We start from the raw sequence: 24,098 nt of genomic DNA, 5'->3' as shown, positions 1-24,098 counted from the left end.
AAGCACCTTATGACAGCGCTCGTCTTATGCTTGTCCCATTCTTTGTGGACTTTCATCATTCTTATGAATGGTGACTTGATGAGGGAATGGTATTTCAATTCCATTTTTGTCAAAGGCCTCTTTAATCGCTTTTCGAAGTTGACGCTCAACACCCCAATGTTCCCCATTTTCTGTTTTGGCTATAACACGTAGAACAACATCTGATGCTCCAAGTGCTTGAACCCCAATGACATTTGGTCCTTCAACAATTACTGGATTCTCTGCAGCAACATGTTCACATACTTCTTGCATTACGGTTATGGCTTTATCAATGTCTTCTCCATAGGCAATCCCGATATCTACAAGGGCACGCATATTTCCGCGGGAATGGTTACTTACACTTGTAATGTCGCGATTCGGAATATAATGTAAGGTTCCATCAAAGCCGCGAAGTTGAGTGGTTCGTAAACCTACTGCCTCTACTACACCATCAATAGCTCCAATGGTGACATAATTATTAACATCAATTTGTTTTTCTAATAACAAGAAAAAGCCTGTTACAACATCACTTACGAGTCCTTGTGCTCCAAAACCAACAGCCAGTCCAACAATTCCGGCACCGGCAATCAGACTTGCAACAGGAATATTAAATATGCCAAAAATGGACGCAATTAGCATAAAAATCAAGGCATATGATAAAATATTTTCCATTAGCCTTTGAAGCGTATGAGCTCGCCCTAAAGTAATGTTTTGTTTATCCTGTAATTTCGTAAAGGTTCGGTCAATCACTTTGTTTCCAATCTTTTTTACAATAATAAAGGCGATAAAGATTCCGATTAGTTTTAAAATGATAATTCCTGTATGTAGGAGCAGAGCCTCCCAATTGATATCAAGTAAATCAAACAAACATATCATCCTTCCTTTGTTTCCAATTCATTTTTGATTAGTAAGAGAATACCACAAATCGTAAAAAAGGAAACATGTTTCTAAGAAAAAAATCCCCTGTGAGATCACAGAGGAAATGGTATTCTTTATTTTGTATAGTTATCAAAGTACCCTTGGATATAGATGAACGGGGTACCTTTGTCTCCACTTCCTGAAGTTAAATCAGATAGAGAGCCAATCAGGTCAGTTAGTCTTCTAGGTGTTGTACCTTGTGCTTCCATTTGTCCAACAAGGTCGTTTTCTTTATTTTTAATAAACTCAGAGATTGCCTTTTTAAGTTCTTCGCCCTTTAAATCTGCAAAATTATTATCAGCAAGATATTTTAATTTAACCTCATTCGGCGTTCCTTCAAGGCCTGCTGTGTAGGCAGGTGAAACAACCGGATCAGCAAGTTCCCAAATCTTTCCGACAGGGTCTTTAAATGCGCCGTCACCGTAAATCATAACCTCTACCATTTTACCAGTTTTCTCTTTGAGGACTTCCTGGATTTGATCTACAACTGGTTGGCAATTACGAGGGAAGAGCTTCACGCTTTCCTCAGTTGCTTTGTTAGAACCAAGTAAGCCATAGTTTTCGTTATAGCCGCTGCCGTCGATTGATTCTGAAAGAATATTATCAAGGCTATAAATTTTTTCTCCGCCGTTTGCCTTTAAAATTTTCTTTGTACGGAATCTTGTGTGAATGTCACAAGTTAGCACGCTCTTAGTATAGTCTAGAATCGTTCTTGGGTTATTTGAGAAGATTACTTCACATTCTACTCCGTATTCTTCAACTAACGATTTGTAGTAATCAATGTAATCTACACCTGTAAAAGTGTGTTTATTATGTCCGAAAAATTCGCGGAATTGTTGCTCTGTTAACACATCCGTCCAAGGATTTACGCCTTTTTCATCAAGTAAATCAAGGTCCACTAGGTGATTACCTACTTCATCTGATGGATAGCTTAACATAAGGACGATTTTCTTTGCGCCTTTTGCAATTCCACGAAGATTAATCGCAAAACGGTTACGACTTAGGATTGGAAAAATAACACCGATTGTGTCGTCTCCAAATTTAGATTGTACATCCTTTGCGATATGGTCGATTGTCGCATAGTTACCTTGAGCACGAGCAACAATAGATTCTGTAATCGTTATGATATCTTTATCTTGAATTGTAAAACCTTCCACCTCAGAAGCGGTTAATACAGTATCAACAACGATTTGCTCAATGCTGTCACCTGTATTGATGATTGGTCCACGTAAACCTCTTACAACTGTTCCAACTACTCTTTCCAAAACAATCACTCCTACATGCTGATAAGTTTTTATGTAAATATTATCTACTAGTACTATACATCTACCATGGGATATAAGTAAAATTAATATATCTAATAATGGGTATAAGGAGTATTAATATGATAGGTAAATTAGATTTATATAAAGTTTTTAGTGTAGTTGCTAAGAATGGGAGCTTTTCCAAGGCGGCCAAGGACATATTTATGACACAGCCTGCAGTTAGTCAAGCGATGATGCAACTAGAAAGAGAATTGGATACAAGACTATTTAACCGTACACCTAAAGGGGTTTCGTTGACCGATGAGGGAAATCTTTTATATGAATATGTTCATTCGGCTATGAATCTCATCAATGTTGGTGAGGAAATGATTATGGAATTTAAGAATCTAACAAAAGGGGAACTAAGAATAGGTGTGGGTGATACGATATCGAAATACTTTTTGCTCGCCTATTTAGAAATTTTTCATACGGAATATCCCAATATAAAGTTTAAGATTGAAAATGGGACAACCCAGGAACTTATTTCTTTATTGAAGTTAGGAGAGGTTGACCTCGCCATTTGTAACTTCCCGGTAAATGACGCTACCCTAGCACAAATTCCATGCATGGATATTCATGATATATTTGTGTGCGGGAAAAATTATAAAGAGCTTCTATATAAGTCAGTCAATGTGTCCGATCTTATAGAATATCCATTAATATTTTTAGAACCGAAATCCATTTCACGAAATTATGTTGAGGAATATCTATTGTCAAAGGGACTGAGGATATCGCCCGAGTTTGAACTGGGCTCTCATGATTTATTATTGGAGTTTGCTAAAATAAATCTTGGTATTGCCTGCGTCACGAGAGAATTTTCCCAAGAATATTTAAAAAGTGGCATCCTACATGAGGTAAAGCTTACAGAACAGATCCCAAAACGGAGCATTGGAATCTGTTACGTTAAAAATGTACCACTATCACCAGCATCAACAAAGTTTGTTGAAATCGTTAAGAAGGAAGGATGAGGGTGTATATCTATTCCATGTCATAATTTTTAAGAGATAAATAAAAATCAAAACTGAGTAACCAGTGTACTTTTACAAGAAAGACAGGTTACTCTTTTAAAAGAATCTTTTCTAAAAAATTGTTGCTAAGCGTTGATTAGTAAAGAAGCATAAAGCTAGTTTTGGGGCGGTTCTAATTTCTTAAACTGTAGAACTGCCCTGTGTATTCATTCGACATAATAAATCTGCGAATTGGTAGCATCAAGGCAGTAAAGTCTCCCTCCGTATGCACAGCCACCATCAATACCAATGATGTTATTTTTTCCGAAATAAACTTCATTACTCTTATGTAGATATTTGGTAGGTGTATGACCAAAAACAACAGTCTTATGTCCCGTGTAGCCATTGTGAAATTCCTCGCGAATCCAGACTAATAAATGGGGGTCAGTTGATTCTAGTGGTGTTTCAGGATGAACCCCTGCATGAACAAAAATATGAGTATCTGTTTCATAATAATATGGAAATTCCTTTAAAATTTCTAAATGCTGCTGAATTTCTTTGTTTATTTGAAGAAGATTAGGCATTTCCTCCGTGGTGTACCAATACTTCGCATCATCCTTTTCAATGTGATAGCCGTAGTTTTGTAAAGTTTTTATCCCGCCATTGTAAAACCATCGTTTGACACTCATTGAATCAGCGCGGAAAGCCTCCATCATCATCTTTTCATGATTGCCTATCAACGCAATAGCTCCTTTGTCCCGTAACTCAATTACTCTATCTAAAACAGCCCTTGAGTGTGGTCCTCGATCAACATAGTCTCCCAACAACAAAAGCTGGTCTGCCTGATCATTGTATTTTACTAGTTCTAAAAGCCGTTCAAATTTATCTAAGTCACCATGAATATCGCTTATCGCAAGCATTCGTCTCATCCACACACAACCTTTTACTATAATAGGTTCTTCTATTTTAGCACACCCTACGTCATAGTGAGGAATACCCATTTTGCAAATTTTTTTAAAGTAAATAAATTCCTAAAAGCAAGTGATCAAACTAGAGAGAGTATGACGCTAATGAACATAAGAAAACCGCTATCAGTTGCCGTTATTTTTTGTTTTTCATCAATTATTGTGTTTGGGACTTTGGCCTACTTTGTTCATGTCCATGATGTGCTCCTTATTGATAGGCGTGTGATTGATTTAGTTCAGGGGATGGAATCAGCCAGACTTACCGCGCTGATGAAGTTCCTTTCATTAATCGGGTCTGCACCAGTCGTCGTTGTTTTATCCCTTCTTATTTTGTATTTCCTCTATAAAGTATTGAAGCATCGTCATGAGTTGGTTTTGTTTATAGGCGTGATGGTTGGTTCGCCACTCTTAAACATCTTACTAAAAGAACTATTTGAAAGGGCAAGACCAGAATTCCGCAGATTAATTGAAATCTCGGGTTATAGCTTTCCGAGTGGTCATGCGATGAATGCTTTCACATTTTACGGTATCTTCACATTCCTGTTATGGCGCCATATTCCAGTCGTGTGGGGGAGAATGGTACTACTCATATCTAGTGGAATAATGATAGTGGGGATTGGGATCAGTCGAATATATTTAGGAGTCCATTATCCAACCGATATTATCGGTGGATATTTTGCAAGTGCTACATGGCTTGGGTTTTCAATATGGACCTTTCAGTGGTACAAGGATAGACAAGCCATCAAAAACACGAAGCTACAAACGGGTTGATACAGGTAGATGATTCCAACGATTTTGTCGAATCTTAGGGAAAGGTTTTAATTGAAAATGAAAGCGCTATCAATTATAATAAAGTCAGGTGGATGACATGTGTGGTCATCGTGGTATTTGGCGAAGGTGGGGCCGATACTGTAGTGAAGTAACACGTTAAAATGTATTATTTTTAAGTGTATTATTAAAAAGGGACCATTTAATTCAGTGAATTAAATGGTCCCTTTTTTGTGTGGATTTATTAGTAAAAGCCGGCTTCGCCAAATTCTAGGTGATTTTTCGATTGCTTTGGTGCAATGCATTTTTCATAAAATTTGTGGAAGATATAGTTCATTAAAGCATTAGAAAAAATTAAGGTAAAGAACTTAGCAGAACTAATTTTTAATTTGAAAAATTTTAGCTGTCTTAGTAATGAAATAATTGGGTATGCGTAAATCCAATCAGCGACAAGATTGATGAAGGTATATGGCAGAAACTTTCCTTTTGAAAGATTAAACACCCAGTAATTCGCAAAAAGATAAGGGCCTATAATTAATATACAGGTGTCACAAACCATTGCCCCAACACTACCTTTTACTTTCCAGAGCTTGTGTACGGTAAAATAGAAGATTTCAAACATAATAATACTAGATGAGAATAAGGAAACAGGTAAGTATTTTATATACGATTTCTTTGGAAGTCACACTTCAGCTACTACCGAGCATAAAACAATAAAAAGCCTGATGCCGTTTTTTAACATCGATAACAACCCTTCTGGTAATAAGTTTTTATTAATTTGTTCTAAGTAAAAGGTTCTTATTCGATAAAACAAGTACTGAATCGTTATAAAGTAGCCATTATTACAAGTAATCGTTTTATGAAGAAAATATCGTTAAAATGATAGATTATGCTAGTACAGTGGAACTAAATACCAGTACTTACATTTATTATTAAAAGTATTTTGATATAATTTTATTTTCTGAAAAGTGTTGCTTTTGAATTTTTTGTGTGATATATTAGTTCCTATCAAGATTAGATTTGTAAGCAAGTGAGTTTACTAGTATAATTTTTTATGCTCTAGAAGTTATCGGATAATTAGGTGTCTAGAGTGTTTTAGGAGGAATAGATATGTCAGCGAGAGATTCATTTAGCAATGTAATTGCAGTCGGATTTATGTTGTTTGCATTATTCTTTGGAGCAGGGAATTTAATCTTCCCTGTACAATTAGGTCAGTTAGCTGGAGATAATGTTTTTACAGCCAATCTTGGTTTCATCATTACAGGAGTAGGATTACCTGTTCTTTGTATACTTGCATTAGCATTCTCAGGTAAAAGCGATTTGGAGTCGTTAGCGGGACGAGTTAATCCTATTTATGGTATTTTCTTTACTGTTGCATTATATTTAACAATTGGTCCTTTCTTTGCAATTCCAAGAACGAATACAGTTGCTTATGAAATTGGGATTGTTCCATTCCTAGAAAATCAAAGCAGCTATCTTCCGTTATTCCTATTTACAATTGTGTTCTTTGGGGTAACACTATTCTTTTCTTTAAAGTCTAGTAAGATTGTTGATATTGTCGGGAAAATGTTAACACCGATACTATTAATCGTAATTGCTATTCTTATTATAGCGGCATTCGTGAATCCGATTGGTGCGATTCAAGAGCCTACAGAAACCTATATGTCAAATAGCTTCTTTAAAGGTTTCCAAGAAGGGTATAACACAATGGATGCACTTGCAGCGTTTGTATTTGGAATTATCATTATTAACATTATGAAGCAACGTGGAGCAACTTCTAAAAAACAAATCATGCTTTCAACAGGTAAAGTTGCATTAGTAGCAGGTGTTCTACTAGCAGTTATTTATTCTTCACTTGCATTCTTAGGTGCAACAAGTGTAGAAGGTCTTGGAATGTTAGATAATGGTGGAGCAATATTAGCAGCTGCTTCTCAACATTTCTTTGGATGGTATGGGAAAGTTATTCTTGCAGTAATTGTTATCGCAGCATGTTTAACAACAAGTATTGGACTTATTACATCTTGTGCTTCTTATTTCACAAAATTAATTCCTGCTCTTTCTTATAAGAAGTGGGCAGTTGTCTTTACATTATTTAGTGCTGTGATTTCAAACTTCGGTTTAAGTACAATTATTAGTTTTTCTATACCAGTTTTGGTTGCTTTATATCCATTAGCGATTTGCTTGATGGCATTAACATTCTTACACCCTCTATTCAAGGGACGTAAGGAAGTATATCAAGTTAGTATTTTAGTTACATTGATCCTAAGCATTAATGATGGATTAAATGCAGCAGGTGTTAAAATTGCTGCTTTAAATGACTTCTTAGCATCAGTTCTTCCATTATATTCAGTTGGATTAGGCTGGATTGTACCAGCAATAGTCGGTGGTGTAATTGGCTATTTAATTAGTATCATTAAACATGGTGCTCTTAACCCAGAGCCAATTAAAGAATAAGAAGGAAGGCTACTTATAGCATAAAGTTGTAAGTAGCCTTTTTTTATGTGAGTAGCGTTAGCTTTGTGTTAAATATATATCTTGTTATAATAGACTGTAGGATTGTAACTGGTAAAGCAGGCAAAACCTAAGTAAGGTGTTTCTGTTTTAGGAGACAGTTTATTTAGGTTTTTTCATTTTATACGAAAGAGGGATTTGGGATGAAACTGATTGCTTCAGATTTAGATGGAACTCTATTAAATGAAAATAGTAAGGTTAGTGCGGCTAATGCACATGCTATACAAAAGGCAATGGATAAAGGGGTAAAATTTGTTGTTGTAACAGGAAGGTCATATGATGCTGCGAATATGCCTCTTAAGGAAGTAGGAATTAAATGTCCCATTATTACCTTGAACGGTGCTAGTTCATTTGATATAGATGGTAACGTATTACGTGATATTCCAATGGATAAATCGGTTTGTAAGAAGGTATACACAGCTTGTCATAACGGCGAAATGTATACGGAGTTTTTTACCAACAAGGGACTGTTTTCTTTTGGAAGAAATAGATTTATCGAACGAATGACTAGTTGGTGGAAAACTGTCAATCCAAATTTTACAGATGAGGAAATTAATCAGAAAATTGAGCTTCGTTTCCAGAATGAAAGTGTTCAATTTATCGAGGATTATGAACAATTAGAGGCCATGGATGATCTAAAAATTTATAAACTTTTAAGCTTTGCGGACGATGAGGAAAGACATCAGCAGGTGTATAATGAGCTAAAAGATAAGACTGGGGTAGTCATCACTTCTTCAGGTTACTTAAATCTGGAGTTTAACCATCCAGAAGCGATCAAGGGCTTAGCTCTTGCAGAATTAGCTAAAAGTATGGGGATTGAAATGAAGGATGTCATGTCGATGGGAGATAACCTAAATGACAAAAGTATGCTCGAAATGGCAGGTCGTGGTGTTGCCATGGGAAATGCTGATAAAGAAATAGTAGACATCTGTAACTTTCATACAAAAACAAATGAAGAAGATGGGGTAGCTTTCGCAATAGAAGAAATGCTAAAAGAGTATTATAGTTGAAATTTACACGCATATGTAGGGTATCGATTTAGGAACGGGGTGGATGCATGAAAATCGAAAAGGTTTTAAATAACAATGTTGTGATGTGTAGAAACGAACTCGATCAAGAAATAGTGGTCATGGGCAAAGGCTTAGCTTTTCAACGTAAGTCTGGAGATATAATTGATGCTTCGCAAATTGAGAAAACTTTTATTTTACAAAAGCATGGGATTACAGAAAAACTTGCCAAGTTACTCGAAGATACATCAGAGTTGTATTTAAGCATTTCCTTCAAAATTTTAGAATATGCAAAAACTCAATTACCTAATAAACTAGATGATTACCTATATGTGGCTTTAACAGATCATCTTAGTTTTGCCATTAGTCGGCATAACCAAGGAATACAATTGAAGAATGCCCTATTATGGGAAATTCGAAAATATTATAGACCAGAATTCCAAATTGCATTAAAAGCTTTGGATATTATTGAAAGAGAGACCGGTATTAGACTTGATGAAGACGAAGCGGCTTCAATTGCTCTACATTTGGTCAATGGGCAACTTTCAGGAGATAATATGGGGGCAGCGATTCAGATTGCACAGATGGTAAATGATATACTAAACATAGTAAAAGATCATTTTGAAATGGAGCTTGATGAGACTTCTGTGAACTATGAACGATTTGTAACCCATCTTCGCTTTTTTGGAATGAGGTATATGCGCAAGGAAAAATTATCTGATTCCGTTGAAGATTTTTTCCATAAGCAGATCAAACTTAAGTATTCAGATGCTTATAAATGTACGAAGAAAGTTTCGAAGTTTTTAAAGACAGAGTTTGGTTGGAAGATTTCTAAAGAAGAAGAAGTTTATTTAACCGTACATATTCATCGAGTCACAAATCGACATAAAAACCTGTGATCATGTAGATTGTAAAAGAATTGATACACATGAACGCAAATAAATAAATGATGAGAGGGGTTCAACAATGGGCAAGTTTATCGGATATGTTGGTACTTATACAAAAGGGGACAGCAAGGGAGTCTATACGTTTACTTTAGATACGGACGTACAAAAAATAGAGGATGTAAAGCTTGCGGCAACATTGGGAAATCCTACATATGTAACAGTGAGTCAGGATAATCGTTTTCTATACTCGGTAATAAAAGATGGAGAATCGGGTGGAGTCGCGGCATACTCTATCGATAGTCAAACAGGGGATTTAATGCCAGTAAATAACCATGTTTCAGAAGGGGCATCACCTTGTCATATCAGTGTAAACAAGGAGAATAACCAAGTTGTTTCCGCGAATTATCATAAAGGGACAATCGAACTGTATTCAGTTAACAGTCAAACAGGAGGAATTGAATCTTCCCAATCGGTTGTTGCACATGAAGGTAACGGACCACATGAAAGACAAGAAAAACCACATACCCATTTTTCAGGATTTACTCCAGATGAAAAGTATGTGGTGGCAGTTGATTTAGGCATTGATAAGCTTATCACTTATGCAGTAGAGAATGGGTCATTACATGAAGTAAGTACTTTATCGGTAAGACCAGGAAGCGGGCCAAGACATATTGCCTTTCATCCTAATGGGAAACATGCATATCTAATGACAGAGATAAGCAATGAAGTGGTTGCTTTAGCATATGACAGTAGCAATGGAAACTTTACGGAACTTCAATATATTTCAACCATTCCTGAAGATTTCACTGAAAACAGTCAAGGTAGTGCTATACATATTTCAAAGGATGGGAAGTTCGTATATGCGGCTAACCGTGGACATAACAGTATTGCTGTCTTCGAAGTGAATGAGGCAACAGGGAAGTTAACATTAGTCGAAAGGGTTTCGTCAAAAGGAGATTGGCCACGTGACTTTGTATTTGATCCAACAGAAAAGTTCATTGTGGGTTCCAACCAGGAATCAAGTAACCTTGTGTTATATGCGAGGGATGAACAAACAGGAAAATTAACACAAATTGACTCAGATATAACGGTACCATATCCAGTTTGCGTGAAGTTTTTACATGCTTAAAAAATATAGAGGAGGGCCTGGAAAAAGCACCAGGTTCCTTTTTTTGTAATTCGGGGCTACCCTATGTAAGCGTTTTAGTATAAAATGATTATAATAGAATAATAGTTTATATTATCTAGGTAAGTAAATACTTACGGATGAAGCTTGTTTAGGGGAGTTGGGTTATGGAATACAATCAAGTTAGACGACGTGATGGCGGTACAAGAAGAGAATATGTCTACTCCTATTTGAGTGAAAAAATTATGGATTTTTCTTTATGTCCGGGATCCCCAATTTCTGAATCTGAAATTGGTGCTCAGTTGAGTGTTAGTAGAACACCGATTAGGGAAGCTCTGATGCAGCTTGCAAAGGAAGGATTAATAGAAATAAAGCCACAGATTGGGACTTTTGTGTCTTTAATTGATCCGAAACATATTGAAGAGTCACGATTTATGAGGAAAGCTGTGGAGCTTGCTGTAATTCGAGAAGCGACGGAAAAACTAACTCCTGACTCATTATATAAATTAGAAAAATGCTTAACAATGCAGGAAATTGCCTTACGGGAAGAAAACGAAAAAGACTTTTTAGCCTATGATGATGAATTTCATGAACTCATTTATAAAGGATTAGGGATGGACCGTATCTGGAAGGGAATCGACCAAATGAACGGGCAATATAAACGGGTTCGGATGCTCCGACTTATCAATACAAAGGCAGAGGATTGGGAGACTGTTTTGGATGAACACAGAGCTATTTTTAATGCTCTTAAATGTAAGGATGTTGTAGTAGCAGAGGATGTTGTAAACAAGCATATTACAAAAGGGATTTCTCATTTGTATGAATTTATGAAGGAACAACCTGAATATTTTAAGAAAGAAAGTATAATGATTTAAGGCTATTTCCTCATTATTTTAATAGAATTTGCACAAACCCACTCGTCCATATGGTTGAGTGGGTTTGTTTTATTCCATTTCTTTTCGAAGCTCTTCCATTTTACTGATAATCAAGGGATAAAAATATTTTTTGGCACTTGTTGTGGAGTTGCCACCAAAAAAACCGGTTCCCGGACAGGTTTTCACATTATAGTCGGGCCCTTTATCCAGCACTCTTTCACCGTTTCGCAAATCCCACCAATGATGGTAGGTAATACTGTCAATGGAAGGGGTTAATCCAAATTTAAGGCTGAGAGCGGCATTGACATAGATAATTGTGTCGCTTTGTTCCTTCGTCATCACATCATGACCCAGATCAAAATTTCCAAGGTGTTCAATTGCAATACCGACAGAGTTTGCTTTACTACCAATTGTGCCTTCTGGGACAATATGTAATGGCCTTGAGACAGCGACTTTCCCATCAGGAAAAGTCGTAATATTTTGGGCGATATGTTTCCAACCCATATTATTTTTATGAAAATTTTCCATACCTGTTAATAGCCCAAAATGGTTTGAGCCATTAAACCGACCATAGTCTGGGACCCAAGTGTGGTGCTGCTGGATAAGGCTTATTTTTCGTTTGATCTTCTGGTTGAAAAGCCAATCTTTAAATTCTTCTTTTGTCATTAAAATGTGTTCCCCTTGCATATTCATCCTTCTTGGGGCAATTTTGAGAATCTGTCCTGGAATGACTTTTTCAGCTGAAAGTTTGTTTGTCGTTTTAATCTGCTCAGGGGATGTATGGAACTTGGAAGAAATATTCTGCAATGTATCTCCGGCTACAACTTCATAGGATGTAGGTACCCATAGCTTCTGTCCGACAACTAATAAATCTGATTGAATCCCATTGGTGATTTTTAATTCTTCTACAGAGGTTTCAAATTTTTTCGCAATCCCAGGTAATGTATCACCTGCTTGGACAACATACGTGTTTTCAGTACTATTTGCTCCTACATCTGTAGGAAGGAATGCGATAAAAATAAAGAAAAAGGCTCCAAATACAAATGCTATCCTGTTTTTCATGGCTCGTTCCTTTCATAACATGTTAGTATTAGTTTGTAAAAGAAATCTAATATTATGCTTCTTAGGTATTTGTAGGTTCTTTTTAATTTTTAGAGGAAATTCATGACAGAAAGCGAAGTAGTACTACGAAGTATATAGTATAAAACCGTCTTCACTTAGGAAGAAGGCAATGGGCGGCAAGGAGGAAAAAGTCATGCTAGAGTTTGAACCATACATAGATCAATTTGCAAGAATAAAAGTAATAGGTGTTGGCGGTGGTGGAAATAATGCCGTGAATCGAATGATTGAAGCAGGGGTAGAAGGTGTTGAATTCATAGCAGTAAACACAGATGGACAAGCACTTAATCAATCAAAAGCAGAAATCACCATTCAAATTGGTGCATCTTTAACGCGAGGGCTTGGTGCGGGTGCCAATCCCGAAATAGGGATGAGAGCCGTTGAAGAAAGCAAGAAAGAGATTGAGGACGCTTTAAGAGGAGCGGACATGGTCTTTGTCACCGCTGGAATGGGCGGTGGCACTGGTACTGGAGCAGCACCGGAAATTGCAAGAATTGCTAAGAAGCTGGGCTCATTAACAATAGGTGTTGTAACAAGACCATTCCGATTTGAAGGTCGTAAGCGTGCTGTTAATGCAGATGCAGGAATCGATGCAATGAAGGAAGCGGTTGACACCTTAATTATCATTCCTAATGAGAAACTATTGGAGATTGTCGATAAGCGTACACCGATGATTGAAGCCTTCCGCGAAGCAGACAATGTTCTACTCCGAGGGGTACAAGGGATTTCCGATTTAATTGCGGTCCCAGGATTAATTAATCTGGATTTCGCGGATGTAAAAACAGTCATGTCACACAGAGGAACAGCTTTGATGGGAATCGGTATGGCGAAAGGGGACGGGCGTGCAGTTGAAGCGGCAAATAAAGCAATCAATAGTCCACTTCTTGAAACATCCATAAGTGGTGCACGTGGTGTCATTTTAAATATTACAGGCGGACGAAATTTAAGTCTATTCGAAATACAAGAAGCGGCCGACGTGATTTCATCAGCAACACACGAAGATCTAAACATGATCTTTGGATCAGTCATTAATGACAACTTGAAAGATGAAATTATTGTGACGGTCATTGCGACAGGATTTACTGAAAATTAAAAAGACGCTTTAGAGTAACTGGTTTTCAGGTGAAAAGTAGTAAATAATAATAAATTTTAGCGTGAATTCACATATGAATTCACGCTTTTATTTTGGTTGATCGTTTAAAATTAACAATCGTGCAGATATTGTTTTTGTATGTTCAAAGCTACTTCGACCTCGGACACAACTGAGTAGGTTTTGGCATTGTATGTCTGAAGCTACCTCGACTTCGGACACAACCGAGTAGATTTTGCCTTTGTATGTCCAAAGCTACGTGAACTTCGGACACAACCGAGTAGATTTTGCCATTGCAAGTCCGAAGCTACCTCGACTTCGGACACAACTGAGTAGATTTTGCCATTGTATGTCCGAAGATAACTGGACTTCGGACACAACCGCGCAGATCTTGCCTTTGTAAGTCCGAAGCCATCTCAACTTCGGACACAACCGCGCAGATTTTGCCTTTGTATGTCCGAAGCTAGCTGGACTTCGGACACAACCGCGCAGATTTTGCCTTTGTATGTCCGAAGCTAGCTGGACTTCGGACACAACCGAGTAGATTTTGCTATTGCAAGTCCGAAGCTACCTCGACTTCGGACACAACTGAGTAGGTTTTGGCATTGTAAGTCTGAAGATACCTCGACTTCGGACACAACTGAGTAGGTTTTGCCATTGTAAGTCTGAAGATACCTGAACTTCGGACACAACCGAGTAGATTTTGCCATTGTATGTCTGAAGATACCTCGACTTCGGACACAATCGAGTAGATTTTGCCATTGTAAGTCCGAAGCTACGTGAACTTCGGACAAAACCGAGTAGATTTTGCTATTGCAAGTCCGAAGCTACCTCGACTTCGGACACAACTGAGTAGGTTTTGGCATTGTAAGTCTGAAGATACCTCGACTTCGGACACAACCGCGTAGGTTTTGCCATTATAAATCTGAAGATACCTGAACTTCAGACACAACCGAGTAGATTTTGCCTTTGTATGTCTGAAGAAACCTGAACTTCGGGCACAACTGTGTAGATATTGCCTTAGCTTGTCCGAAGATAACTGAACTTCGGACACAACCGGGCAAGTTTTGCTATTGCCTGTCCGAAGATACCTCAACTTCGTTCTCAACCGCGTAGGTTTTGCCATTATAAATCTGAAGATACCTGAACTTCAGACACAACCGAGTAGATTTTGCCTTTGTATGTCTGAAGAAACCTGAACTTCGGGCACAACTGTGTAGATATTGCCTTAGCTTGTCCGAAGATACCTGGACTTCGGACACAACCGGGCAAGTTTTGCTATTGCCTGTCCGAAGATACCTCAACTTCGTTCTCAACCGAGTAGGTTTTGCCATTATAAGTCTGAAGAAACCTGAACTTCAGACACAACCGAGTAAATTTTACTTTAGCCAGTCCGAAGCTACCTAAACTACAGACACAACCGCGCAGATTTTACCTATGCCTGTCCGAAGTCACCTGAACTTCGGACACAACCACGTAGATTTTATCTTAGTAGTCCGAAGACACACAGACTTTCGGACACACCCCCTCAAAATTAGCTATTGCAAGTACGAAGCTACCTCGACTTCGGGCACAACTGTGTAGATATTGCCTTAGCTTGTCCGAAGATAACCGAACTTCGGACACGACCGGGCAAGTTTTGCCATTACCTGTCCGAAGATACCTCAACTTCGTTCTCAACCGCGTAGGCTTTGCCATTATAAGTCTGAAGAAACCTGAACTTCAGACACAACCGAGTAAATTTTACCTTAGCCTGTCCAAAGCTACCTAAACCTCAGACACAACCGAAAAAATTTTACCCTTGCCTGCTTTGTCTAGCTCAGGCACCATCGGCTCTAGGTCACAAGCCAATCACCTTTGAAAGCAAAGGACGCCTTCTGTCAGCGCTAATCTTTGCTTATCGCCAATATACGGGCGTGAGCGAAGCTTTGTTATTTACGGAAGTAGATAACCAGCCGCTTGAAAAATGCTGTACCAATCTTCGCGGGATAACTGGACTTCACTTGCTTTCACGGAATCCTTTAATCGCTCGATATTCATGGTTCCAATTACCGGCTGCATGTTTGCTGGATGACGTAATAGCCACGCAATTGCAATAGTTGTATTGGATACGCCGTATTTTTCAGCAATTTCATCAATTTTTTGATTTAATTCTGGACATTTTTCATTACCGAGAAAAGGTCCTTCAAAATAACCATATTGAAAAGGTGACCATGGTTGAATGGTAATGTCATTCAATCGGCAAAAATCAAGGACATCTCCATCACGGTTAATGGATTGATCAATTTGCATATTAGTTGTAACACCACTTGCAATCATGTGGGCATTGGGGATACTTAATTGTAGCTGATTTGCAACAATTGGCTGCTTTACATATTTTTTTAATAACTGTATTTGCATCGGCTTTTGGTTAGAGACTCCAAAATGACGAACCTTCCCTGATGATTCCAACACATCAAATGCCTCTGCAACCTCTTCAGGCTCAACAAGGGCATCTGGACGATGTAAAAGTAAAACATCAAGATAGTCCGTTTTAAGACGTTTTAAGATTCCATCTACGGAATTAAGTATATGTTCTTTTGAAAAGTCAAACATTCCTTTTCGAATGCCACATTTGGATTGAAGAATGATTTTCTCCCTCACGTCATCGTTCATATGTATCGCATCTGCAAAGATTTCTTCACAAGTGCCACTTCCGTAAATATCGGCATGGTCAAAAAAGTTTGCTCCGTTTTCTAATGCCGTTTGTACAAACGCTTCCGCCTCAGGCTTTTCTAATGAGTTGATTCTCATACACCCTACTGCTATAACAGGAACCTCTAGTGAACTAGTGCCGAGTTTTATTTTTCGCATTGTGTTAAACCTCCAAGTTTTAATATAGGAATATTATTACTGTTACCCATTTCTAGTTTACATATTTCGCTATTGATTGGAAAGTATAGATAAAAGTCCTGCGGTAATATGTCAAGTACCAAAATCTAAGGAATTGGAAATTGTAAGCCAACCAATACCTAAAAAAGACAATACTTAAGAAACCCAGTAAGATATTAAACCATTTACTGGAAAACATTGAAGGATTTAGGATGTTTTATCCTTTAGTTATTCACCTTCCTTCTTGGCGTGTAGACTTGATCGTTGCGTAGCAGCGCATCGACCAACCGCACAAGTTTTCTTGCCGTTAAGACGAGTGCTCTTTTGTGTTGATGCTTAGGAACCTCACGATATTTTTTCAGGTAGTATGCCCGAAATTCAGGTTCATTTCGTTGAACCGAGTTGGCAGCTTCAACAAGGTAATAACGAAGAAATCTATTTCCTGAACGTATCATTTTGGTTTCCTCAGCTTGGAACTTGCCTGATTGATGCTTGGACCATGTAAGTCCACTATATTTGGCAATGGAAGCTTGGTTATCAAAGCGATCAATTTGTCCAATTTCGGCTAAAATACCAGCGGTATAGACTGGGCCTATTCCTGGAATCGTCTGTAAGGTATTAGGGATACCTTCTAGAAGCTTTTGGATGGCTTTGTCAAGTTCTTTAATCTGTTTAGTTATACTACGGATGGACTCTATTGAAGTCCCTAATAATAGGTCGATAGAATCTTCCACACACTTTGATAATCGGTAGGAAGATCTCGCAGCCTTTTGAATGGATTTCGCCACACACTCGGCGTCAGTAAAGCGATTTTTGCCCTTATCTTGAAGATAATTCGCAAGTTCTTGAAGATCCATTGAGCTAATTTCATCTAAGCTATATTGTTCAAGAAATAGCTCTAACATGGCATTTCCAAAAACCGAACTATCCACTTCAGTCGTAAAGGAACTACACTTATAAAATAAGTGTTGCAGAAAATATTGCTTTTCTCGCGTTAGGTTATGAACGAGATGATATCTCATTCTTGTCAACCTTTGAAGAGCAATAAATTGTTCCTGCATGACCGCCGTTAGTGGAAGACGTCCAAACCGTAAGCGATCTGCAATAATCCAAGCATCGACTTGGTCTGTTTTATCCAGGTCAACATATGACTCTTTAAATTTTTTAATTAGTTTTGGATTAATAGTAAAGACTGTTGTTTTAAATTCTTTAAGAGATTCATCCTCGTGAAAAAACATAGCAGGATGCCAACTATAGACTGAAGTGGCCTCCATCCCGATTTGAATCTCGGAAATTGAGTTACTTTGGGCTATCTTGACAATCAGATCTTTCAGATAAGATGCCCCTGTCAAATTGTTGTCAACAGTGAGAGCAGTTAATGCTTTTCCTTCAAAATTCATGACACAAGCTTTCATATCTTGAGAGCTAACGTCTATTCCAACAAATAATTTCATGGTGGCTAACCTCCTTTCAATCTAGGATCAAGGGAAGGACTCTTCGGGATATCCCCAGTGTACTTGTCGGTCAATCACCCTCGCGTATTAGAACTCACTTTGGTCCATGAGCTGCCTGGAAGCTGCAACTTCCAGCATGGGCTGCCAAAGGGAACAGCCTGCGGGTTAGAAGTTCGAACAAGGACTGGGGAGACAGACTTTTGTAGTAGTCAAAGCTACAGGAGATGATAGAAATCCCCCAAACGATCCTAAGACCATTATCTAGGGACATCACGAAAAGTCCACCCTTTGGAAAACTTTTTCAGATGGTGGGGGGCTAGCCCCCCACTATCTGAACTAACATCTATAGAATTATCAAAGAACAATATTTTAATTGGAAATTACCTCGAAAGAGGACTATAAACTTACTATACGAGGAGGTTAAGTAATGAACCAAATAAAACGCTTATTCATGCTGTTATTATTAGCATTTCCGATGTTTTTCTTAGCGGGTTGTGGGGATGACGAAAGACCTGAGGAAGGCGAGGAAATTGAAGAGATTGAAGAGGAAGATGAAATCGGTGACGGCGAGATTGATGATGAGTAGAATATAAAAGGAGTTCTCCCAAAATCGGGTAGAACTCCTTTTTTTAGTTATGCAGTGGTTGTTGCTGTTTTAGTATCTTTTTTCACATGAATTCGTTTTGTTAAGAATGGTACTGCAAATCTATCTACACCGTAGTAGTATGTTGCAGCGCCTGCGAATAAGAGAATAACTGCTAATGTGTAAAGTACTGGGTTTGTGCTAACTGTTCCAGCAAGTAAGAAGTTTAGGTTCATGAATGCCCCTGCAATTAATGCTGGGATTGTTGCAGCACCTAAGATTAATCCAAGTCCAACTAGAACTTCTCCCCATGGAATGAGTACGTTAATTATATCAACGTTTGGAACGGCAAAGCCTTCTAGGAATGTTGCATACCAACCTGCCACTGCTGGGTGTTCGCCACCAGCCTTTGCAAGTGCTCCTTGGAGGAATCCACCTGCGTCAAATCCTCCAGTCAATTTATGAAAACCAGCTTCTAGCCATTGAATACCTAACCATACACGTAATACTGTCCAAATAACTGCCATTTTAGGTCCTTTTAAGAATGTTCTCATCTTAATCTCCCCTTTTATTTTATATTGTGAAACTATTCACAAGTTGTTATAAAAAAATATGATCGTTTTAGCTGCCAGCTTGGGTAGTTAGTTTGTGAAGTTTTTCACTAACTTTCTACACTCTTAATATACAATGGATTTTCAATTAAAGCAATGGGCTTCACAAATATGACACAAATGTTTTTTGATTGTATTTATAGTCTCAAAGTTAACGTTTTGTATAGGGAATGATTATAATCACCGAAAATTTTAATAAGGGAAAATTTTTCAAAAAGTGTTTGACTTTGGGTATTTTACACTCTATAATCCATTTATAAAGTAAAACTAGAACGTATTAATTTAATAAAGGACTCTTATCCAGAGCGGTGGAGGGACATGGCCCTACGAAACCCGGCAACCTTCAAGATTATTCTTGAAAAGGTGCTAATTCCATCAGGTAAAATTACCTGAAAGATAAGAGGAGGAAAAAAGCCCTCTTCTTACTAGAAGGGGGCTTTTTTCATCGTTAGGATATGCAAGTTAGAAGTTGTATTAGTACTATTCCTAGTTTTCCTATAAAAATACTGGAGGTACAGACATGAAGAAAATAAGCGTTATTTTTATTGCTGTATTACTGTTGATTGGAATTGCAGGTTGTTCGAATAGCACAAGTAAAGCGAGTCAAGGAAGTGAAAAACCTAAAAAAATCACATTAGATTATGCTTTTTATTCGCCTACGAGTCTTGTGTTAAAAGAGTTTGGGTGGGCTGAAGAAGCATTCAAAGAAGAGGGAATTAAGGTTGAATTTGTTCTAAGTCAAGGAAGTAATAAAGCATTGGAATTTTTAAATAGTGGAAGTGCGGATTTCAGTTCATCTGCAGGCGCAGCGGCTCTAATGGCAAAAGCAAAGGGTGCTCCAATTGAATCGGTGTATATTTACTCGAAGCCAGAGTGGACAGCATTGGTCGCAAATAAAGATTCAAAGATTCAAAATATAAGTGATTTAAAAGGAAAAAAGGTTGCTGCAACTATCGGAACAGACCCATATATTTTCCTATTACGCGCCCTTAATGAGGAAGGGTTAAGTCCATCAGATGTTGAAATCGTTAACCTCCAGCATGGAGATGGAGCGGCCGCGTTATCTTCTGGTCAGGTGGATGCATGGTCGGGGTTAGATCCTCATATGGCAAGAGTTGAATTAGAAACGGATGCGAACCTTTTTTACCGCAATGCAGATTTTAATACGTATGGAACCTTAAATGTGCGTTCTGAGTTTGCGGAAAAATATCCCAAGTACGTAGAAAAAGTCATTGAGGTCTACGAAAAGGCTCGTAAATGGGTTTTAGAAAATCCAGAGGAAACAGCGGAAATTTTGGCAAAGTCCGCAAATATTGATATTGAAGTTGCTAATAAACAATTAAATGAACGAAATGATTTTTCTAATCCTGTTCCTGGTGAAATACAAATTGAGGCATTAACCGAAGCAGGTAAGGTGCTTCAAGCGCAGGAAATCATCGGAAAAGATGTTAAATTGGATCAACTGGTTCAGGAATTGATTAATCCTACGTTTGCGGAAAACGTAATTAAACAATAGGGATTGTGCCTCTTTTAAAACGGCACTTCCTCGTGATAGGAGACGGTAAAATGAGCACAAAAGGCGGAGCGTTGACTAGACAAATTAAGGTGAAATCAAAGCGTGAGTTTGTATTATCAGGAAGTCTAAAAGTAGTTCTACTTGGGAGTATCATCCCGGCTATTTTAATCGTGGTTTGGCAATATTTAAGCCATATTGGTGTCCTTGAAGGTCATCTTATGCCGGCACCAACGGTTATCCTTGCGAAAATAATTGAATTTGCTGGAGATGGAAGTCTGTGGGGCCATATTGGGATTACGTTATATCGCATCTTTTTTGGGTTTCTCATTGGGGTAGTTGCTGCTGTTATATTTGGTTCATTGGTCGGCTATTTTAGAATTGCTGAACAGTTACTAGACCCGATGATTCAGGCTTTCCGTTCGATTCCGTCCCTTGCTTGGGTACCTCTTTTTATCTTGTGGATGGGGATTGCAGAACCATCAAAAATTACACTAATTGCGGTTGGGGTATTTTTTCCGGTTTATTTAAACATCGTGTCAGGCATACAGGGTGTTGACCGAAAGTTGATTGAGGTAGGGAAAATCTATAATTTTTCATCGTTTGAGTTAATTAGAAAGGTAATATTGCCTGCATCCCTTCCTTCTTTTCTAGTTGGAATCCGAAGTGGGCTTGGGCTAGGTTGGATGTTTGTCGTTGCAGCTGAATTAATGGGTGCTAGTCAGGGGATTGGATATTTGCTTGTTGTTGGCCAAAACTCCTATTCTCCTGAGACGGTCATCGCAAGCATCGTACTATTTGCGATTTTAGGTAAAATAACAGATTCCATTTTGAAGAAAACAGAGGAAAAAACTCTTCACTGGCAGGATAGCTTTGTGAAGTAGACCTGAAAGGATGAATTAGATGCTGGCAGTTCAAAATGTCTCTAGAACCTTTTCGAATGGTACGACAGGGTTTAAAAATATAAATCTTGAAACAAAACAAGGTGAAATTGTGGGAGTACTAGGTACGAGTGGGTGTGGAAAGAGCACCTTATTACGTGTCTTATCTGGATTAGATTCGGATTATACAGGTACGGTGAAAATAAGCGGGGACATCATTAAGTCCGTTCATGAAAAGGTGGGCGTTATTTTTCAAGAATCACGTTTAATGCCATGGTTGACAGTATTAGAAAATATCTCGTTTGGTTTAAAGAATGATAGTAAGAAAAGTGAAAAAGCCCAGGAATATGTAAAGTTAGTAGGATTGCAAGGATTTGAAAATCATTATCCAAAGGATATCTCCGGTGGGATGGCACAAAGAGTATCGATTGCTCGTGCACTTATCACAGCACCTCAAGTTTTGCTATTAGATGAACCATTTAGTGCGCTTGATGCATTTACGAAAATGCAGTTGCAAGATTTGTTGCTGACAATATGGGAGAAATACAAATCAACGATGCTCGTCGTTACTCACGATATCGATGAAGCACTTTATTTATGCGACCGAATTGTTATTTTAAAAGGGCAGCCGGGTGAAATCTATCAAACGATTCACATTGATGATCCAAAGCCCAGATCTCGTGGTGATATAAAGTTGGCACAATTGAAGGCGGAAATATTGTCTCTACTAAGTTAAAGAAAGGAGAGAGTGGAATTGACAACCACACAATTAGGTGCGATAAGACCTTTTGAAGGTACCTATAATCTACAAAACTATGATCAGGTATACCAAGACTTTTCATGGGAGGAAGTTGAAAAGGAGTTTAGTTGGTATCAAACTGGGCAAGTCAATATGGCGTATGAATGTATTGACCGGCATGTCGACGATGGGTATGGAGACAAAGTTGCCCTTCACTACATTAATGAAGCAGAAGAACAAATTTTTACATTTAAAGATATCAAAGAAAAATCGGACCACTTAGCGTCGGTGTTAAGAAAATACGGGGTTAAAAAGGGCGATATTGTCTTTATCTTTTTGCCGAAAAACCCGGAAATGTATATTGCGATGATTGCAGCAGTTAAAATCGGAGCCGTTGCAGGACCGCTTTTTGAAGCATTTATGGAGGATGCGGTAAGGGATCGCATTTCAGACTGTGAGGGTCGTTTTTTAATCACTGACTCGGAGTTGGTAAAAAGGGTCCCAAAACAAGAATTGCCTTCACTCGAAACCGTGTTTATTACGGAGGGATCAGAAAAGTGTAAGGAAGATGAAATCTCACTTGTAGAGGCATTAGCTGAAACGAAAAGTGAGAATAGAGTGATTGAATGGTTGGAGCTTGAAGATCGCCTCAATATTCACTATACAAGTGGGTCAACCGGGAAACCAAAGGGAATTGTGCATGCACATCGCGCGATGATTCAACAGTACCAAACGGGAAAATGGGTCCTTGATTTGAAAGAGGACGATATTTATTGGTGTACCGCACACCCCGGCTGGGTAACAGGAACGGTGTACGGAATCTTTGCTCCTTGGCTAAATCGTGCCACAATTGTCGTTAACGGTGGGAGATTTAATGCAGATTCCTGGTATTCAACAATTGAAAAAACAGGAGTAACGGTTTGGTATAGTGCACCTACAGCATTCAGGATGTTAAAGGCAGAAGGAAATGAAGTATTAAACGAATACGATTTACGCTCTTTACGGCATATTTTAAGTGTTGGAGAGCCGTTAAATCCTGAGGTTATTACCTGGGGGATTGAAGCTTTGGGAAAAAGAATCCATGATACTTGGTGGATGACAGAAACGGGCGGACAATTGATCGTCAATCTTCCATCAGAGGTTATAAAAACGGGCTCAATGGGGAGACCTTTTCCAGGTATCAAAGTTGCCATAATCGACGATGACGGAAATCCGCTCCCAAATGGTCAGGTAGGTCATCTTGGCATTAAGGCATCTTGGCCATCAATCATGAGAGAAGTTTGGAAAAATGAAGAAAAGTATCATTCATATTTTGTAAATGGTTGGTATGTATCAGGTGACTTGGCTATTTTAGATGAGGATGGCTATGTGTTTTTCCAAGGGCGAAGCGATGATATGATTAATTCTTCTGGAGAGCGAATCGGACCTTTTGAAGTCGAAAGTAAGCTAATTGAACATCAAGCGGTTGCTGAGGCAGGTGTCATCGGAAAGCCAGACCCAATAAGAGGGGAAATCGTAAAGGCCTTTATCGTTCTAAAAAACGGTTACAGCCCAACGAAAGACTTACTAGAGGATATTCGCGTGTTTGTTAAACAACATCTTGCAGCACATTCCGCTCCAAGGGAAATTGAAGTATTGGATGAACTGCCGAAAACAAAGATTAGCGGAAAAATTTTAAGAAGAGAGCTAAAAGCACGAGAAGTTGAAAAGGAAGTAGTAAGGTAAGGCGTTATAGTTATAGAGGTATATTAGAGAAAACAGCGTGAGATTGTACTCACGCTGTTTTCTTTATACAAGGAAAGATATAGTTCAGAATCAGGTATACATTTGGACACAAAGGTTGAAGGTTTCGGTTGTGAGAGTCCGAATCTCGCGTACATTCTGACACAGGTCCACCGGTTTCAGTTGGTT

The 24,098-nt window shown here is 38.3% G+C and carries 19 protein-coding genes, 1 pseudogene and 1 riboswitch; of the genes and pseudogenes, 13 read left to right on the top strand and 7 right to left on the bottom strand.

Annotated elements, in window-relative coordinates:
• Window positions 1-24: 24 nt before the first annotated feature.
• Window positions 25-885 (bottom strand): mechanosensitive ion channel family protein, encoded by an 861-nt coding sequence (locus tag NST91_RS25395; RefSeq protein ID WP_341333373.1) that lies wholly within the window; start codon window positions 883-885, stop codon window positions 25-27.
• 125 nt (window positions 886-1,010) lie between these two features.
• Entirely contained in the window at window positions 1,011-2,201 is a 1,191-nt protein-coding gene (locus NST91_RS25390; protein WP_341333372.1) for a coenzyme F420-0:L-glutamate ligase, read from the bottom strand.
• Between the two features lie 119 nt (window positions 2,202-2,320).
• Between NST91_RS25390 and NST91_RS25385 the strand changes: the two genes are divergently transcribed.
• Window positions 2,321-3,208, top strand: a complete 888-nt coding sequence (locus NST91_RS25385) for a LysR family transcriptional regulator (protein ID WP_341333371.1) — start codon at window positions 2,321-2,323, stop codon at window positions 3,206-3,208.
• 206 nt (window positions 3,209-3,414) lie between these two features.
• Here NST91_RS25385 and NST91_RS25380 read toward each other — a convergent pair whose 3' ends face one another.
• Window positions 3,415-4,116, bottom strand: coding sequence for a metallophosphoesterase family protein (locus NST91_RS25380; protein ID WP_341333370.1), 702 nt, complete (start codon window positions 4,114-4,116; stop codon window positions 3,415-3,417).
• A 141-nt stretch (window positions 4,117-4,257) separates the two neighbouring features.
• Between NST91_RS25380 and NST91_RS25375 the strand changes: the two genes are divergently transcribed.
• The 6 genes from NST91_RS25375 to NST91_RS25350 all read left to right on the top strand — a co-directional run bounded on the left by NST91_RS25375 (window position 4,258) and on the right by NST91_RS25350 (window position 11,326).
• A complete protein-coding gene (locus NST91_RS25375; protein WP_341333369.1) occupies window positions 4,258-4,923 on the top strand; it encodes a phosphatase PAP2 family protein in 666 nt (221 codons plus the stop codon).
• Window positions 4,924-6,030: 1,107 nt separating this feature from the next.
• Entirely contained in the window at window positions 6,031-7,374 is a 1,344-nt protein-coding gene (gene brnQ, locus NST91_RS25370) for a branched-chain amino acid transport system II carrier protein (RefSeq protein ID WP_341333368.1), read from the top strand.
• Between the two features lie 200 nt (window positions 7,375-7,574).
• Window positions 7,575-8,441: a Cof-type HAD-IIB family hydrolase gene (locus tag NST91_RS25365; protein ID WP_341333367.1), complete on the top strand. Its 867-nt coding sequence runs from the start codon at window positions 7,575-7,577 to the stop codon at window positions 8,439-8,441.
• A gap of 47 nt (window positions 8,442-8,488) precedes the next feature.
• On the top strand, window positions 8,489-9,337 hold the full coding sequence (gene licT / locus NST91_RS25360) for a BglG family transcription antiterminator LicT (RefSeq protein ID WP_341333366.1): 849 nt from the start codon (window positions 8,489-8,491) through the stop codon (window positions 9,335-9,337).
• A 67-nt stretch (window positions 9,338-9,404) separates the two neighbouring features.
• Window positions 9,405-10,454: a lactonase family protein gene (locus tag NST91_RS25355; protein ID WP_341333365.1), complete on the top strand. Its 1,050-nt coding sequence runs from the start codon at window positions 9,405-9,407 to the stop codon at window positions 10,452-10,454.
• A 164-nt stretch (window positions 10,455-10,618) separates the two neighbouring features.
• The gene (locus NST91_RS25350) at window positions 10,619-11,326 is read left to right on the top strand and encodes a GntR family transcriptional regulator (protein WP_341333364.1); all 708 of its coding nucleotides are present in this window, start codon (window positions 10,619-10,621) and stop codon (window positions 11,324-11,326) included.
• 69 nt (window positions 11,327-11,395) lie between these two features.
• On the opposite strand, the gene NST91_RS25345 is transcribed toward NST91_RS25350, so the two are convergent.
• Complete coding sequence (locus NST91_RS25345; RefSeq protein WP_341333363.1) at window positions 11,396-12,388, bottom strand: LysM peptidoglycan-binding domain-containing protein; 993 nt, start codon at window positions 12,386-12,388, stop codon at window positions 11,396-11,398.
• A gap of 193 nt (window positions 12,389-12,581) precedes the next feature.
• Between NST91_RS25345 and ftsZ the strand changes: the two are divergent.
• Window positions 12,582-13,535: pseudogene (gene ftsZ, locus NST91_RS25340) on the top strand (cell division protein FtsZ); the annotation flags it as partial.
• A 1,935-nt stretch (window positions 13,536-15,470) separates the two neighbouring features.
• Here the strand turns inward: ftsZ and NST91_RS25335 are convergent.
• Together NST91_RS25335 and NST91_RS25330 are read right to left on the bottom strand one after the other, a co-directional pair.
• The gene (locus NST91_RS25335; RefSeq protein ID WP_341333362.1) at window positions 15,471-16,388 is read right to left on the bottom strand and encodes an aldo/keto reductase; all 918 of its coding nucleotides are present in this window, start codon (window positions 16,386-16,388) and stop codon (window positions 15,471-15,473) included.
• A 242-nt stretch (window positions 16,389-16,630) separates the two neighbouring features.
• Window positions 16,631-17,860, bottom strand: coding sequence for an IS110 family RNA-guided transposase (locus tag NST91_RS25330; RefSeq protein WP_341330810.1), 1,230 nt, complete (start codon window positions 17,858-17,860; stop codon window positions 16,631-16,633).
• Window positions 17,861-18,287: 427 nt separating this feature from the next.
• Here NST91_RS25330 and NST91_RS25325 point away from each other — a divergent pair, with 427 nt between their 5' ends.
• Entirely contained in the window at window positions 18,288-18,446 is a 159-nt protein-coding gene (locus NST91_RS25325; RefSeq protein ID WP_341333361.1) for a hypothetical protein, read from the top strand.
• A 47-nt stretch (window positions 18,447-18,493) separates the two neighbouring features.
• On the opposite strand, the gene NST91_RS25320 is transcribed toward NST91_RS25325, so the two are convergent.
• Window positions 18,494-18,997 (bottom strand): DoxX family membrane protein, encoded by a 504-nt coding sequence (locus NST91_RS25320; RefSeq protein WP_341333360.1) that lies wholly within the window; start codon window positions 18,995-18,997, stop codon window positions 18,494-18,496.
• 350 nt (window positions 18,998-19,347) lie between these two features.
• A riboswitch (SAM riboswitch) is annotated at window positions 19,348-19,457 on the top strand.
• A 117-nt stretch (window positions 19,458-19,574) separates the two neighbouring features.
• Between NST91_RS25320 and NST91_RS25315 the strand changes: the two genes are divergently transcribed.
• Genes NST91_RS25315 through acsA form a run of 4 tightly spaced genes read left to right on the top strand, consistent with a single transcriptional unit; the run spans window position 19,575 to window position 23,912 of the window.
• A complete protein-coding gene (locus tag NST91_RS25315) occupies window positions 19,575-20,570 on the top strand; it encodes an aliphatic sulfonate ABC transporter substrate-binding protein (protein ID WP_341333359.1) in 996 nt (331 codons plus the stop codon).
• Window positions 20,571-20,620: 50 nt separating this feature from the next.
• Window positions 20,621-21,451, top strand: coding sequence for an ABC transporter permease subunit (locus NST91_RS25310; protein WP_121449254.1), 831 nt, complete (start codon window positions 20,621-20,623; stop codon window positions 21,449-21,451).
• Window positions 21,452-21,470: 19 nt separating this feature from the next.
• Window positions 21,471-22,184: an ABC transporter ATP-binding protein gene (locus NST91_RS25305; RefSeq protein WP_341333358.1), complete on the top strand. Its 714-nt coding sequence runs from the start codon at window positions 21,471-21,473 to the stop codon at window positions 22,182-22,184.
• An 18-nt stretch (window positions 22,185-22,202) separates the two neighbouring features.
• Window positions 22,203-23,912, top strand: coding sequence for an acetate--CoA ligase (acsA, locus tag NST91_RS25300; RefSeq protein ID WP_341333357.1), 1,710 nt, complete (start codon window positions 22,203-22,205; stop codon window positions 23,910-23,912).
• The last annotated feature ends 186 nt before the right edge of the window (window positions 23,913-24,098 follow it).

Source organism: Ferdinandcohnia sp. FSL W7-1320 (genome assembly GCF_038050315.1).
GTDB lineage: Bacteria > Bacillota > Bacilli > Bacillales > Bacillaceae_L > Ferdinandcohnia > Ferdinandcohnia aciditolerans.
The sequence above is the reverse complement of the archived record's forward strand: the minus strand, read 5'-3'. Positions and strand labels throughout refer to the sequence as shown.

Bases quoted from the DNA above. Each gene is read 5' to 3' on its own strand.
- NST91_RS25385 (WP_341333371.1), top strand. From the start codon at position 2,321: ATGATAGGTAAATTAGATTTATATAAAGTTTTTAGTGTAGTTGCTAAG.
- licT (WP_341333366.1), top strand. From the start codon at position 8,489: ATGAAAATCGAAAAGGTTTTAAATAACAATGTTGTGATGTGTAGAAAC.
- NST91_RS25330 (WP_341330810.1), bottom strand. From the start codon at position 17,860: ATGAAATTATTTGTTGGAATAGACGTTAGCTCTCAAGATATGAAAGCT.
- NST91_RS25305 (WP_341333358.1), top strand. From the start codon at position 21,471: ATGCTGGCAGTTCAAAATGTCTCTAGAACCTTTTCGAATGGTACGACA.
- NST91_RS25345 (WP_341333363.1), bottom strand. From the start codon at position 12,388: ATGAAAAACAGGATAGCATTTGTATTTGGAGCCTTTTTCTTTATTTTT.
- NST91_RS25350 (WP_341333364.1), top strand. From the start codon at position 10,619: ATGGAATACAATCAAGTTAGACGACGTGATGGCGGTACAAGAAGAGAA.
- brnQ (WP_341333368.1), top strand. From the start codon at position 6,031: ATGTCAGCGAGAGATTCATTTAGCAATGTAATTGCAGTCGGATTTATG.
- NST91_RS25310 (WP_121449254.1), top strand. From the start codon at position 20,621: ATGAGCACAAAAGGCGGAGCGTTGACTAGACAAATTAAGGTGAAATCA.
- NST91_RS25325 (WP_341333361.1), top strand. From the start codon at position 18,288: ATGAACCAAATAAAACGCTTATTCATGCTGTTATTATTAGCATTTCCG.
- NST91_RS25320 (WP_341333360.1), bottom strand. From the start codon at position 18,997: ATGAGAACATTCTTAAAAGGACCTAAAATGGCAGTTATTTGGACAGTA.
- NST91_RS25375 (WP_341333369.1), top strand. From the start codon at position 4,258: ATGAACATAAGAAAACCGCTATCAGTTGCCGTTATTTTTTGTTTTTCA.
- NST91_RS25380 (WP_341333370.1), bottom strand. From the start codon at position 4,116: ATGAGACGAATGCTTGCGATAAGCGATATTCATGGTGACTTAGATAAA.
- NST91_RS25335 (WP_341333362.1), bottom strand. From the start codon at position 16,388: ATGCGAAAAATAAAACTCGGCACTAGTTCACTAGAGGTTCCTGTTATA.
- NST91_RS25355 (WP_341333365.1), top strand. From the start codon at position 9,405: ATGGGCAAGTTTATCGGATATGTTGGTACTTATACAAAAGGGGACAGC.
- NST91_RS25315 (WP_341333359.1), top strand. From the start codon at position 19,575: ATGAAGAAAATAAGCGTTATTTTTATTGCTGTATTACTGTTGATTGGA.
- NST91_RS25365 (WP_341333367.1), top strand. From the start codon at position 7,575: ATGAAACTGATTGCTTCAGATTTAGATGGAACTCTATTAAATGAAAAT.